This is a genomic window from Bacillus mesophilum (genome assembly GCF_008923265.1).
Lineage (GTDB): Bacteria > Bacillota > Bacilli > Bacillales > Cytobacillaceae > Cytobacillus > Cytobacillus mesophilum.
Map to the genome: position 1 here is coordinate 129,410 of NZ_WBOT01000008.1, position 14,256 is coordinate 143,665.

Consider the following 14,256-nt stretch of genomic DNA (forward strand, 5'->3'; position numbering starts at 1 on the left):
GAGGATTGACTTGTATGAAATTCACGAACTTAGTAAGACAAGATGTTAAAGATCAAATGCAAAAAGAGCCTTTGGATCTCCTTGTGATTGGAGGCGGAATCACTGGAGCGGGAATTGCACTGGACGCTGTTGCACGGGGAATGAAAGCAGCTGTTGTAGAAATGCAGGATTTTGCTGCCGGCACATCAAGCAGATCGACCAAACTTGTCCATGGAGGATTGCGCTATTTAAAGCAGTTTGAAGTTGGAGTTGTGGCTGAAGTAGGAAAGGAAAGAGCCATTGTATATGAAAATGGCCCACATGTAACAACGCCAGAGTGGATGCTGCTGCCTTTCTATAAAGGAGGAACTTTTGGTCCTTTTACCACAAATATTGGCTTAAGAGTGTACGATTTTCTAGCGGGAGTCAAAAAAAGTGAAAGAAGAAAAATGTTTACCCCAGAGGAAGCGTTAAGACGTGAGCCATTATTGAAAAAAGAAGGAATGAAAGGTGCAGGCTATTATGTAGAATACAAGACAGATGATGCCCGCCTGACCCTCGAAGTAATGAAAAAGGCTGTTGAAAAAGGCGCATTGGCTCTCAATTATATGAAGGTCATTGACCTAGTATATGAAAATAGGAAAGTCGTTGGGATTACAGCAGAGGATTTAACAGATGGATCTGTTCAGGAGATTCGGGCAAAGAAAATTGTGAATGCTGCAGGCCCTTGGGTCGATACTCTAAGGGAGATTGACAAGTCAAGAAAAGGCAAGTCACTGCAGCTGACAAAAGGTATTCACCTTGTCTTCGATCACAGCCGTTTTCCATTAAAACAGGCAATATACTTCGATACACCTGATGGGCGCATGGTATTTGCCATTCCAAGAGAAGGCAAGACATATGTGGGCACGACAGATACGGTTTATAAGGGGGATATTGCTCATCCCAAAATGACAGTTGAAGATCGTGATTATGTATTAAAAGCGATTGATTTTATGTTTCCAGAAGTGAAGATTACATCAGAGGATGTGGAATCAAGCTGGGCAGGGCTTAGACCATTGATACATGAGGATGGAAAGTCTCCATCAGAAATTTCAAGAAAAGATGAAATTTTTGTTTCAGAATCGGGATTTATCTCCATAGCTGGAGGGAAATTGACAGGCTACCGTAAAATGGCGGAAAACATTGTTGATTTAGTGGCGGAGCAGCTTCACAAAGAGGAAGGAAGAGAATTTCCTGCAACACAAACAAAGCATATGGCCATTTCGGGCGGTGATGTAGGCGGTTCGAAAGGATTCATCGCATTTGCACAGAGCAAGGTAGAAGAAGGCAAGAAGCTAGGTCTGACAGAAGCTGAAGCGGAAAAATTAGTGCAGCGCTATGGATCAAATGTGGATCAAGTGTATTCTATTTATCAGGAAGAAGCAGACAAAGCGCTAGCAGAAAATCTTGATCCAGTCGTTTATGCGTGTTTAACGTATGCCATAAATGATGAGCAGGTCTATAAGCCAGCAGACTTCTTTATTCGAAGAACCAGTGCCCTCTTTTTCGATATTGCCTGGGTTCAAGCACATAAGGAATCGGTCATTCAGTATATGAAAAAAGTCTTTAACTGGAGCAGTGAGCAGGAAGTGGAATATAAAAAAGAACTGGAACAGTTCCTTTATGAGGCATCACATCCAATTGCTAAGGAAGAGTTTTAATTCGTTACATCTGACCATTTTGAACTAAATCCAGCAGAGTAAATTCTCTAGCTGGATTTAGTTTTTATCTTGCCAATGATAAAAATGTTCAAAAAATCACAAAAAACTATTCTAAGAGAATAATTTTAAGCAATTTTATTAGGATACATACCTTTTGTTTTTTCTCTTTGCTTCTTTAGTAGAAAAGCCCAGAGATACAAGTAAAGCAATAAAACAGGTGCCGGCTAAAAATAAAAAAGCCATTGTCATTGAAAGCTGCTCATAAATACTGCCGCTAATCATTGGAAAAATCGTCATTCCTATTGCGTAGACAGCTTGGAAAAATCCCATAGCGGTTGAATTTTTTTTAGTTGGAACACTTGATACAGCTTCAGAAGTCAGAAGAGAGAATAGAATTCCAGTTCCTATGCCAGGAATTAATTGAAGTAAACAGACAATAGCAACCGATTGTGATTGCGGGACTAGGAGACAGTAGAGACCGAGCAGTAAAAAACTTGAGCTAATCCACTGTTTTTTGGTCAGCAGTTCAAGAAACTTAGTTGATGCCAGTTTGGCAAATAGGACCGCTGAAAGCATGTAAATGATGGAGGAGAAGCCAAGAACTGAGTTGGTTCCGCCAAGCTCCTGAATAATTTGGTTTGTAAACGACATAGTGGTAGACATTTGTACTCCCTGCTGCACGAGAGCTAAGCCTGAGAACAATAATAAGTTTCTGTCTTTTACAACAGAGAGTAAATCCATAATATGTAATTTAGGCGGGTTTGCTGGTTTAGTTGCCTGCAAAAAAAAGGAGAGAATAAAACCTATAAGACCAGCTCCTAAACCGAAGGCGCAGATGACCTTCATGCCAACCGCATCATACAGAAGTGTGCTTGTGATAAACCCTAGCAGCATGCCGAAGTTATTAGCCATAATGATCTTGCTTGTTGCGCTGGTTTGTTCGGCTTTAGTAAAAAAGCTCATATACAAAATCATAAAAGAGATCCAAGTTGCACTCGCTGTTCCAGACAAAATATTTCCAACGAAAAAGCCTATATGATCTGGTAATAAAATGCGAAAAAGTGAAGCGATCCCTGCAAAAAAGGAACCTAACAGGATAAAAAGTTTATGATTACTGCTAAGATCAGCAAGAATTCCTACAGGAAGTCTAAGGATCAGCTGCGAAATTCCATATGCTCCGATGATGGCCCCAACTAAGTTGCTGGAAATATTCACTAGCAGCAAATACGTTGTCTGGTAAGGAATATAGACATATTGGGCAAACCAGAAACATACGACAATCCCTAAGATTAATGATGTTTGTTTATCTTGAAATTTAGCCAATTTATTAGGACTCCTTTCGTGTTTTTTTTAGTTAATCTCACAAAGAAAACAAGTGAAGCGCTGCTCAATTTTTCTGAATTTTAATTTCTAACGCAGTATCTTATCTCAAAATAAAAATTTGCACAAGAATAAAAATAATTTTGAATTCAGTGGAAATGGCGGTGAAAAAAGTTCTTGCTAACAAAATGAAAGCGTGATAAATTATAGCTAAGTTAAATTACGGGATACACTTTGACATGTTACTGGTAAAGCAGGCAAGATCAAATGTACACCAAATAACCATAGGGAATTTTCATTCTCCAATGGGCTATTTGTGTATATTTGATCTTTTTTTGTTTTAGTGTCTCCTTACCCGTTGGCCAGCGGATTAATCTAGTGAAGGAGCTAAGACGATGAATACACAGCAATTGGCCCAAGACATCTTAACGAATGTTGGAGGGAAAGAAAACGTTTCGCAATTAACACATTGTTATACTCGCTTGCGTTTCGTGTTAAAGAATACAAAAAAAGCCAATAAAGAAAACCTGGAGAACATGGACGGAATTATCTCGGTTGTAGAGAGTGCAGGTCAATTCCAGGTGGTTATTGGAAACAGAGTTGAAGATGTGTACGCACACATCATGAAGCATTTGGGTGACTTAGGCAGTCCTCAGGAAAAGAAAGAAGATAAGAGTTCTATTGGCAGCAGGATATTAAATACGGTTACAGCCATTTTCACACCAATTATTCCAGCAATTGCTGCATCCGGAATGATTAAAGGAATTCTAGCACTTGCTGTTATGATTGCGACTAGTTACTATGGCGTTGATATTAAAGAGTACAATACATATATTATCTTGAATGCTGCATCAAGCGCCGTGTTTTACTTCTTCCCAATTGTGATCGGTTATGCCGCATCTAGAGTGTTTAAAACAAATGAATTTATTGCAATGGTATTAGCTGCAACCCTGTGTTACCCTGACATTGTTGCATTAATGACAAGTGAAAATCCTGTTACCTTATTTGGAATTGGCATAACAGAAGCTAACTATACTTCTACTGTGATTCCAATCATCATTGCGATTTTTATCATGGCTTATGTTCAGCGTTTCTTTGAGCGTGTGATACCTGAGGTTCTAAAGATTATCATGGTGCCTACCTTTACATTATTGGTCATGGTTCCTGCAACTTTAATTGTTTTCGGTCCTATTGGTATTTATTTGGGAGACTTTATTAACTGGCTGTATTACGTCATTATGGATATTAGTCCAATTTTATTAGGAGCATTCATAGGCGGAATCTGGTGTGTCCTTGTGATCTTTGGTGCACATAAAGCAATTGTTCCAATCGGCATTAATGATGTTGCTAAAACTGGACAGCAGAATCTGCTGGCATTTGCAGGAGCAGCTAACTTTTCCCAAGCAGGGGCAGCAGCAGGAGTATTCTTAAAGACAAAAAATAAAAAACTTAAAACATTAGCAGCTACCTCCACGATTACAGCGCTTTTTGGAATCACAGAACCCGCGATTTATGGTGTTAACCTGCGATTGAAAAAGCCAATGGTTTACGCAGTCATCAGCGGTGCGTTAGGCGGAGCTTTAATGGGGTGGGGCGGTTCTTACGGTACAGCCTTCGCAAACCAAGGAGTTCTAACCATTCCGGTATATATTGAAGCAGGAACAAAGGCTTTCTTATGTTATATAATCGGGATTGCAATCGCCTTTTTTGGTGCTGCTGCAATGACCATGATTTTTGGCTTTAAAGATGTACCTGAAGAAGCAGAAATGGATGAAGCACCTAAAAATACAGATAAAATTGTTCCAGCAGCTATTAAAGCAGATGGAGATATTGGAATTCCCTCACCGCTACAAGGAAAAGTACTGCCTTTATCGCAAATAAATGATGAGGTTTTTGCCTCAGGCGCATTAGGGGAAGGGATCGCCATTTATCCTGAAATTGGAGAAGTTGTCGCACCAATGGATTGTAAAGTATCAATCTTATATCCTACGTTGCATGCAATAGGTTTACAGTTTGAAAATGGAGTAGAAATGCTGATTCATATTGGCATTAATACAGTAGAGCTTAAGGGTGAAGGATTTAAGGCACATGTCCAAGCCGGTGATGAAATTAAAAAAGGGACAAAAATTGTTTCCTTTAATATAAAAGAAATTGAAGCGAAAGGTTACGATCTCAGCACCCCCATTATTATTACAAATTCAACACAGTATCAAAGCGTTTCGTTTTCAGAAAACAATCTAGCAACACCTCAAGGACAATTACTACTAATTAAAGCATAGGAGTGTTATATATGAAGAATTATTTTAAAAAGGACTTTTGGTGGGGCGCTTCTTCCTCCGCCTTCCAAATTGAAGGTGCATGGGATAAAGATGGAAAAGGGAAATCAGTAGCGGATCATAATTCATTTATGAAGTCAGATGTACAAGCCGATACAACGGTTGCAAGCGATTTTTATCACAACTACAAAGAAGACATATTATTAATGAAGGAACTCGGTTTAAAAACATACCGATTCTCCATTTCCTGGGCAAGGATTATCCCGGATGGAGACGGGGAAGTAAACCAAAAGGGGATCGATTTCTATAATGATGTGATTGATTTCTTATTAGAGAATGATATTATTCCTTTTGTGACTCTTTATCACTTTGATCTTCCATTTGCCTTGGTTGAAAAGTACAATGGATGGGAGAGCCGTGATTCTGTATATGCATTTGAAAGATATGCAAGAGTCTGTTATGAAGCATTTGGTGATCGTGTGAAGCACTGGCAAGTGAATAATGAGCAAAACCTTATGGTCCGTGTAAACATCCGCATGAATATTTACGATGTTCCAGCTGATCAAGTAGAAAGAATGAGAGCCCAGATGGATTATCATATGTTTGTGGCGCATGCACTCGCAACAAATGCTTGTCACGAAATGCTCCCAGATGCAAAAATTGGTCCAGCGGTATCTTCTACAATGACATATCCAAGCTCAAACCGTCCGGAAGATGTTTGGGCAGCGCGTATGAACGATAACTTTAAAACCAACTATGCTCTAGAAATGTATTGCTACGGTGATTATCCAGGTTACTATAAAGAGTATTTAAGAAAATGTGACATTTACCCTATCACAAAGCCTGAAGATCAAGGAATTCTAAAGGCTGCAAAACCTGATTTTATTGCTTTAAACTACTATCGTACCCTTGTGGCCAGCTATCTGCCGGCAGATGAAGCAAATCCGTTTGGTACAAAGGTAAATGATATAGACTTTGATTTATATGGATACTTTAAGATTGAAAAGAATCCAAACTTAGTAGTTACAGATTACGGAATTCAAGTAGATCCAATGGGATTAAGATTGGTGTTAAATGATTATTATGAAAAATACCGTTTGCCATTAATCATTACAGAAAATGGATTAGGTACAGGAGATCAGCTGACAGAAGACGGCAAGGTTCATGACGATTATCGTATTGACTACTTGAAAAATCATATCGCAGCTTGCAATGATGCTATAGCAGATGGGGTTGAACTATTTGGATACTGTCCGTGGTCTGTGATGGATTTATTGAGCTCTCGTCAAGGATTTATGAAACGTTATGGATTTATCTATGTAGACAGAGATGATTTCGATGAAAAGCAATTACGCAGAATTAAAAAGGATAGCTTTCATTGGTATCAAGAGGTTATTAAAAACAACGGATTAATCTAATCCATCGATAAGGAAAATAGCCATGCAGATTCTAAAAGTTATGAACAACTCATTGATATTGGCAGTGAATGATTCGGGAAATCAATGTATATTGATGGGGAAGGGAATCGGGTACAAAAAATCCCACGGCCAAAATGTCTTAGAATCGGAAGTTGAAAAGATTTTTATATTAAAAGATAAAACATTACTTAAAAACTTTGTCCAATTAGCATCTGAGCTGGACGATACGTATTTTAATATTGTGAAAGAGATCATTGAATATGCTACGAAGGAATATAACATTGAAGTGATGGATTATCTGTATGTATCCCTTTCTGATCATATTGCCTTTGCTGTCAATCGGTATCATGAAGGAAGAGTCAGTGAGAAATTCAATTATATTGAAGTGGTGAAATATCATCAAAAAGAATATGGTGTTGGGAAATATGCAGTACAGCTTATAAATCAAACACTCGGAGTTGAACTTCCTGAGAGTGAAGCATCCGCCATTGGTTTGCACTTTGTGAATGCTCGCTTAAATTCAGAATCCTATAATCAGGAAGTTCAAGTGTTCAAACTCATCGATCATATAGAAGCTATTGTTAAAAGAAAAGCGAATGCAAGCTTTGAAAAAGACAGCCTATCTTATTCAAGGTTTGTGACGCATCTCAAATATTTTGCGGAGAGAATCATAAAAAAACAAGTATTTGAGGACACAGATTCTGATATTCTATACGACCAATTGAGCACTTCGATGGTAAAAGAGCATAACATGATTGAAAGCATTGCTGCATTTGTCAAACAAAAACATGAAGTAGATTTAACGAAACAGGAAAAAATCTATTTAATTATCCATATTCATCGAATATTGGGCGGAAGTCGCTAATATGATAAAAAAAACGCCTCTAAGCGTGTGCTTAGAGGCGTTTTTTTGTGGCTTAGATATCTTACCCCACAAGGCGAGATATTTAAGCAACATTTTTATGTTTATACTCTATCAGCATGATAGCGGCCAATCGGAACAACAGACGGCGATCCGGAAACAGGATCTTCAATCACAGTTGAGTTAAGACCAAAGATGTCTTTAATCAAGGTGCTTGTGATAACGTCCGATGGTTTCCCCTCCGCTGCCAGCTTTCCGCTGTGCATCGCGAAAATATAATCAGCATAACGGGCTGATAAATTAATATCATGCAGAACCATAACAATGGTTGTTCCGCGTTTTCGATTTAGATCTGTCAGCAGATCAAGAATTTCAACCTGATACGTAATATCTAAAAAGGTGGTTGGTTCATCAAGAAATAAAATATCTGTTTGCTGTGCTAAGGCCATGGCAATCCAGACACGCTGTCTTTGACCGCCGGAAAGCTCATCAATATTGCGATTGGCAAGCTCGGTAATATTCATAATATCCATGGCATCTGCGACCGCTTCATAATCTTTTTTTGTCCAGCCGCTAAATAAGGATTGGTGAGGAAATCTGCCTCTGCCAACCAAATCTGACACTGATATTCCCTCAGGCACAATTGGAGATTGCGGCAGCAGCCCAACAATTCTGGCTAATTCTTTAGCCGGAATTTTACTGATCTGTTTGTCATCAAGCGTGATGCTGCCGGAAGTGGGCTTGATTAGCCGTGCCAATGTTTTTAAAAGCGTCGATTTCCCGCAGGCGTTTGCGCCAATAATAACACTTATTTTGTTGCTGGGAATGGTTAAGCTTACTTCATGTAAAATCTTCTTATTTTCATAGCCAGCTTCGATTTTTTCTGCTTTAAACACATGCGGTGATATCATCATAAGTCTCCCTTTCGATTCATTCGGATGAGCAGGAAGATCAGATATGGCGCTCCGAGTATTCCTGTTATGATTCCTACAGGGAATCTGACTTCAAATGCAAATTGACCGATCAGATCTGCTGCCAAGACGAGATTTGCACCTACAAGGCCTGCAGGGATAATGCTGGAAAAACCAATTCCGACAATTCTTTTCGCAATTGGTCCGGCCAGAAATGAAACAAAGGCAATAGGACCAGTCGTTGCAGTAGCAAGTGCAATCATGCAGACCGAGCTGACAATTAATAATATTCTTGCAAGGTCTGTTCTTACGCCTAAAGTAGTTGCAGCTTGTTCACCAAGCTCTAATATACTTAAATGTTTCCCCAATAAAAGAACAATAGGCGTACAAATCAGTACGGCGATTACAAGAGGAGGAAGTTCATCCATTTGTGATCCATTAAGACTGCCGCTCAGCCACCTGATGGCTGCCGGGATGTCCTGCTGATCCCCTTTTAAAAGAACATATGAAATAAAAGCATCCAGCATTGCCTGGATTCCAATTCCCACTAAAATAAGGCGGCCGATGGAAAAGGTTCTTCCTTTCGATAATAAGTAAATGAGTATAACGGTTATAAGTGCAGCAATCACAGAGACTATGGAAACAACCGTATTACTGGTATGAAGGATAACAATGCAAAAAACTGCCGCTGCACTTGAACCAGATGTAATTCCGATGACATTAGGATTTGCAAGTGGATTGCGCAGCATCGTTTGAAAGATGTATCCTGCTATACCGAAAGCAAAGCCGGCAAAAAGACCCGCCAGCATCCGCGGCAGACGGATGGTATTAACAGCAAATGTTACCCCTTTAATTTGTTCGCCGGAAAGAGTGCGAATGACATCGTTTACTGGGTAGATCGTGTTTCCCAGTAAAAGCATGGCACAGCAAAGGGCGATTGCAAGAATAAAGAGGAGGCTAGTGACCAATATCCAGCGGCGGCGTCTAAGACGTCTGCCTTGTTTGATGATTTCAATAGAATTATTTTTCATAGTGAACGCACTTTCGCTTTCATGGCTATAATAATCAGGATTGGAGCGCCAATAAAGGCAGTTACAACTCCAACTTCCAATTCTCCAGGACTGCCGATAAGCCTGCCTGCTACGTCAGAAATGGTTAATATAATGGCTCCTGAAAGGGCGGCCATTGGAATAACGAAACGAAGATCAGGACCAATCATCAGACGGATTACATGCGTAGCCAGTAATCCAACAAAGCCTATTGGACCAGCTAGTGCTGTTGCTGCACCACATAGAAGTACCCCGGCAAAAGCGGCAATAATTCTTAGCGTTCCTGTACGCACGCCTAATCCGGTTGCTACATCATCACCTAGCGCCAAGGCATTTAAGGCTGAAGCTGCCAGGGTTCCAATGACAAGGCCGGTAATGAGAAATGGCAAAAAGAGAGAAATAGACTCCCAATTCCCAGAGCCAACACTTCCTACTTGCCAAAATCTAAATTGATCCATCACGTAAGAGCGTGGAATCATAATAGCACTGACAAGGGATGAAAGGGCTGCACTTGTCGCGGCACCAGCCAAAACAAGCTTAAGAGGCGTGGCACCCCCACGCCCCATAGAGCCAATACCATATACAAATACAGCTGTGACCATCGCCCCAGCTATTGCCAGCCACATATATTCACCCGCAGTACTAATGTTAAAGAATGCGAGTCCGCAAATAACGAAAAGGGATGCACCTGTGTTGACTCCTAAAATGCTTGGATCTGCAATGGGATTACGTGTAACAGCCTGCATAAGCGCTCCGGAAACACCAAGTGCTGCACCGCAAAATAAACTGAAAATGGTCCGGCTTATTCTCTGACGAACGACGCTGGCCCCATAGGAGTCAACGTCGTTGTGAAATAAGCCAGCCATCAGTTCATTCCAGCTCACAGTACGAGAGCCAAGCGCCAGAGAGGCGACTATACATACACCAAGCAGGATCAAACAAGCAGTCAATACGATTATGAAGTTTTTTGGTAAATACGCATTTTTCTGCTTTATAGTTTGATCTGTTAAACTACTCATTTATCTTTTCAATAGCTCCTCCGATTAACTCTAAATATTCATCAATCGTATAGTCAATTGCAAGCGGATTCGGGTTGCCAGCTGCTCCTAATGGAGAGGTACCATTGATGAATACTACAGAACCTCTTTCAATGGCAGGAATCTTCCCTAATAGAGGATCAGCTTTTACTGCCTCATATAAACTATCATCGCCATAGCCAACAATTAAATCAGCATCATGAAGTAAATCAGCATTTTCAGCACTTAAACTTAAAGAGTAACTAGAAGGATCTGTAATCTCGTTTGTAATACTTTCAGGATACTCCATTCCCAGCTCCATTAAGAATTCTCCACGAGGATCTGCAGGTGTGTAAAGGTGAAGTTTGGACATATCATCAGCTGAGAAGTTTACCCACACAACCTTTTTCCCTTCCATTTCAGGATGTTCAGCAGCTTTTTCCTTAATTAAATTCTCCGTGTCTGCAATCAGCTGTTCTCCTTCTTCCTTCATACCCATACCAGTCGCGCTAAGAAGAACTTGCTCACGCCATGTTGTAGCCCAAGGTCCTGTTTGATATGCAACAACTGGAGCAATTTGACTTAATAAATCATAGTCTTCCTGGGTAATGCCTGAGTATGCTGCCAAAATGACATCTGGATCTGAATCAGAAATTGCTTCAAAATCAAGGCCATCTGTATCTTGGAAAACATTCGGGTTTTCTTCCCCAAGTTCTTCAAGCTTTTCTGCTGTCCAAGGCAATAAACCACTGTCATCCTGAACACCAAAGTTTGCAGCTGAAAAACCGACAGGCACAACACCAAGAGCAAGTGCTACATCATGGTTTGCCCATTGAACAGTAGCTACACGTTCTGGTTTGCTTTCAATAACTGTTTCACCAAAAGCATGCTCAATCGTTATTGGATATTCAGAGTTTTCCTCTTCGGCAGCAGCTGTCTCTTCGGACGAGTCTGAGTTATTCTCATTCTCATTTGAAGCTGTATCAGAATCCTGGCCAGAACATGCAGCAAGCAGGAATAGGGTCATAGCAAAAATAATGAAGGTAATAAATCTTTTGTTCGCTTTCATTCTTTTTCTCATCCTTTTCGTCATTAAGTTAGTAGTACTTGAAATGCCTGCAATCATTTTAAACCTTTGTATTAATGGATTACTTTCTTCATTTATTTTGAAAGCGGTTATAAATCTATGTAAATACGATTAGCCATCAGTAAAAATGAAGAGTATTGCAAAACTCGTTGAAAAATGTTTGGTAATGAGATTCGTTTTCAATGATAATCGTTATCAGTTAATGTGTCAATCCTAATTTTCATAGAATGCAGTTTTTTCAGAAAGAAATAAACGCTACCCTATCAAAATTAAAGAAAATCCGCTCAAATAGCAATTCAGATTTGGATTTGTAACAAAATGTTCATAAGATAAGTCCGGTGGTTATAGTTATATTATTTTCTAAAAGTGTAAGTTAAAGAAGCAAATCATATCATGAAGATATCTATTTTCCGGCAAAATGATTTCATCTTGTAGATCTGATATGATTATGATGTTAAGCAACACCATAAACTATTGATAGGATGACAAGATGAAAAAAGATGTCACTTTAACTGTTAAAAGTAAATCTGTGAGTAAATTTAAGGGCGGCTATCCGCTGATCTCAAAGGACTCTGTTCAAAATCTGCATGATGGGATAGAAGAAGGTACCATCGTTAAGCTTGTAGATGAAAAGAACAGATTTATTGCAAGAGGCTATTATGGCAAGCAAAACAAAGGATACGGCTGGGTTTTGACAAGAAATGAGAATGAACTGATTGACCAATCCTTTTTTATAAAGCAACTAAAGAAGGCCATTGAGAGCCGGAAATCATTTTTTAATAACCAGGAAACCACTGCCTTCAGAGTAGTAAACGGCGAGGGAGATGGATTAGGCGGATTAACGATTGAGTATTTTGATGGCTACTATTTAATCCATTGGTACAGCAAAGGAATTTACAGCTTTCGAGAATCTATTATCGGGGCATTGAAGGAATTGGTACAGTACAAAGCAATCTATCAAAAGAAACGATTTGCTGAGAGCGGCAAGTATATTGAGGAAGATGATTTTGTTACTGGAGAAAGAGGCACTTTTCCGATTATCGTAAAAGAGAATGGAGTTCATTTTGCCGTTTATCTTAATGAAAGTGCAATGGTTGGGGTCTTTTTAGATCAAAGGGAAGTTAGAAAAAGAATCCGTGATGCATATGCAGCAGGAAAGACTGTATTAAATACTTTTTCCTATACAGGCGCCTTTTCCGTTTTTGCAGCTTTAGGAGATGCTCAAAAAACAACAAGTGTTGATTTAGCTAATAGAAGCTTAAGTAAAACAATCGAACAGTTCAGCATCAATGGAGTTGATTACGAAGCGCAGGAGATTATTGTAGAAGATGTATTCCGTTACTTTAAATATGCGGTGAAGAAGCAGCTGAAATTTGATATGGTCATTCTCGATCCTCCTAGCTTTGCAAGATCGAAAAAGATGGTATTCAGTGCCGAAAAAGACTACAAAAATCTATTAAAAGAAGCAATTTCCATTACTGAAGAGGGTGGAATCATTGTAGCATCGACAAATGCCAGCTCTTTTAATATGGATAGATTTAAGGGGTTTATTGATCAGGCTTATAAAGAATCAAATAAGAAGTATCAGCTTTTGGAGGAATATTCGCTGCCGGAAGATTTTAAAACCGTTAAGTCATTTCCTGAGGGAGATTACCTGAAGGTTGTGTTTATTAAAAACGCAAAGTAAGGGGAGGGGGATAATCCCTTCCCCGCTTTACTTATTTTTTTCCACCGTATGGCCCCCGAATTCATTTCGCAGTGCGGCAACAACTTTACCTGTGAATGTATCGGTCTCCAGTGAACGGTAGCGCATAAGCAGCGACATCGCAATGACTGGTGTGGCAGCCTGCAAATCTAAGGCTGTTTCAACTGTCCATTTTCCTTCACCAGACGAGTTCATAATGCCTTTAATGTCATCGAGTTCAGCGTCCTTGGAAAAGGCCTGCTGTGTTAATTCCATTAGCCAGGAACGGATGACGGATCCATGATTCCATATCTTTGCCACCTTTTCATAATCATAGTCAAATTGGCTTTTCTCCAATACTTCAAAGCCTTCTCCAATTGCAGCCATCATGCCGTACTCTATGCCATTGTGCACCATTTTTAAGAAATGGCCGCTTCCTGCTTCACCTGTATAAAGATACCCATTATCTACTGCTGTATCCTTAAATATTGGCTCTATGATTTCCCAGGCTTCTTTGTCTCCGCCGATCATATAGCAAGCTCCATTTCGGGCACCGTCTATACCGCCTGAAGTCCCTACATCAACAAAATGGATACCTTGTTCTCTTAACGAGCTGTATCGGGTTAAGGATTCTTTGTAATGAGAATTTCCAGCATCAATGACAATATCTCCTTCATCTAAGTAAGACAAAAGCTCATGGATAACAGTATCTACGACAGGATGAGGCACCATCAGCCAGAGAATGCGCGGTTTAGTTAAAGCTTGAACAAGTTCTTTCAGGCTTTCGGACCCGATGGCACCATATTGACCAAGTTCTTCGACAGCCATGCTGTTTAGGTCAAAGGCAACGACCTCATGTTTATGATCTATTAAATTTTTTCCTAAATGCAAACCCATTTTCCCTAAGCCTATTAATCCAACTTTCATATAACATATCCTCCTTAATTATCC

The 14,256-nt window shown here is 39.7% G+C and carries 11 protein-coding genes; 5 read left to right on the forward strand and 6 right to left on the reverse strand.

What is annotated here, in order from left to right:
* Positions 1–14: 14 nt before the first annotated feature.
* A complete protein-coding gene (locus F7732_RS19580) occupies positions 15–1,682 on the forward strand; it encodes a glycerol-3-phosphate dehydrogenase/oxidase (RefSeq protein WP_151575750.1) in 1,668 nt (555 codons plus the stop codon).
* Between the two features lie 138 nt (positions 1,683–1,820).
* Here F7732_RS19580 and F7732_RS19585 read toward each other — a convergent pair whose 3' ends face one another.
* Positions 1,821–3,005, reverse strand: coding sequence for an MFS transporter (locus tag F7732_RS19585; protein WP_151575751.1), 1,185 nt, complete (start codon positions 3,003–3,005; stop codon positions 1,821–1,823).
* A 392-nt stretch (positions 3,006–3,397) separates the two neighbouring features.
* Between F7732_RS19585 and F7732_RS19590 the strand changes: the two genes are divergently transcribed.
* Genes F7732_RS19590 through F7732_RS19600 form a run of 3 tightly spaced genes read left to right on the forward strand, consistent with a single transcriptional unit; the run spans position 3,398 to position 7,561 of the window.
* Positions 3,398–5,281 carry a beta-glucoside-specific PTS transporter subunit IIABC gene (locus F7732_RS19590; protein ID WP_151575752.1) on the forward strand — a complete coding sequence of 628 codons (1,884 nt, stop codon included), beginning with the start codon at positions 3,398–3,400 and terminating at the stop codon, positions 5,279–5,281.
* Between the two features lie 11 nt (positions 5,282–5,292).
* Entirely contained in the window at positions 5,293–6,696 is a 1,404-nt protein-coding gene (locus F7732_RS19595; protein WP_151575753.1) for a glycoside hydrolase family 1 protein, read from the forward strand.
* Positions 6,697–6,718: 22 nt separating this feature from the next.
* The gene (locus tag F7732_RS19600; RefSeq protein ID WP_151575754.1) at positions 6,719–7,561 is read left to right on the forward strand and encodes a PRD domain-containing protein; all 843 of its coding nucleotides are present in this window, start codon (positions 6,719–6,721) and stop codon (positions 7,559–7,561) included.
* A gap of 101 nt (positions 7,562–7,662) precedes the next feature.
* Here the strand turns inward: F7732_RS19600 and F7732_RS19605 are convergent, their stop codons facing one another.
* From F7732_RS19605 to F7732_RS19620, 4 genes are read right to left on the reverse strand one after another with little or no spacing between them, the layout of a single operon-like run.
* Positions 7,663–8,469, reverse strand: a complete 807-nt coding sequence (locus F7732_RS19605) for an ABC transporter ATP-binding protein (protein WP_151575755.1) — start codon at positions 8,467–8,469, stop codon at positions 7,663–7,665.
* On the reverse strand, positions 8,469–9,500 hold the full coding sequence (locus F7732_RS19610) for a FecCD family ABC transporter permease (protein ID WP_066442065.1): 1,032 nt from the start codon (positions 9,498–9,500) through the stop codon (positions 8,469–8,471). Before F7732_RS19610 ends, F7732_RS19605 begins: the two co-directional genes overlap by 1 nt.
* Positions 9,497–10,537 (reverse strand): FecCD family ABC transporter permease, encoded by a 1,041-nt coding sequence (locus tag F7732_RS19615; RefSeq protein WP_066442066.1) that lies wholly within the window; start codon positions 10,535–10,537, stop codon positions 9,497–9,499. Before F7732_RS19615 ends, F7732_RS19610 begins: the two co-directional genes overlap by 4 nt.
* Positions 10,530–11,603, reverse strand: a complete 1,074-nt coding sequence (locus F7732_RS19620; protein ID WP_151575756.1) for an iron-siderophore ABC transporter substrate-binding protein — start codon at positions 11,601–11,603, stop codon at positions 10,530–10,532. The genes F7732_RS19615 and F7732_RS19620 overlap by 8 nt, the downstream gene beginning before the upstream one ends.
* Before the next feature lie 508 nt (positions 11,604–12,111).
* On the opposite strand from F7732_RS19620, the gene F7732_RS19625 reads away from it, so the two are divergent.
* Positions 12,112–13,308 carry a class I SAM-dependent rRNA methyltransferase gene (locus F7732_RS19625; protein ID WP_151575757.1) on the forward strand — a complete coding sequence of 399 codons (1,197 nt, stop codon included), beginning with the start codon at positions 12,112–12,114 and terminating at the stop codon, positions 13,306–13,308.
* 27 nt (positions 13,309–13,335) lie between these two features.
* Here the strand turns inward: F7732_RS19625 and gnd are convergent, their stop codons facing one another.
* Entirely contained in the window at positions 13,336–14,232 is an 897-nt protein-coding gene (gene gnd / locus F7732_RS19630; protein ID WP_151575758.1) for a phosphogluconate dehydrogenase (NAD(+)-dependent, decarboxylating), read from the reverse strand.
* Between the last annotated feature and the right edge of the window lie 24 nt (positions 14,233–14,256).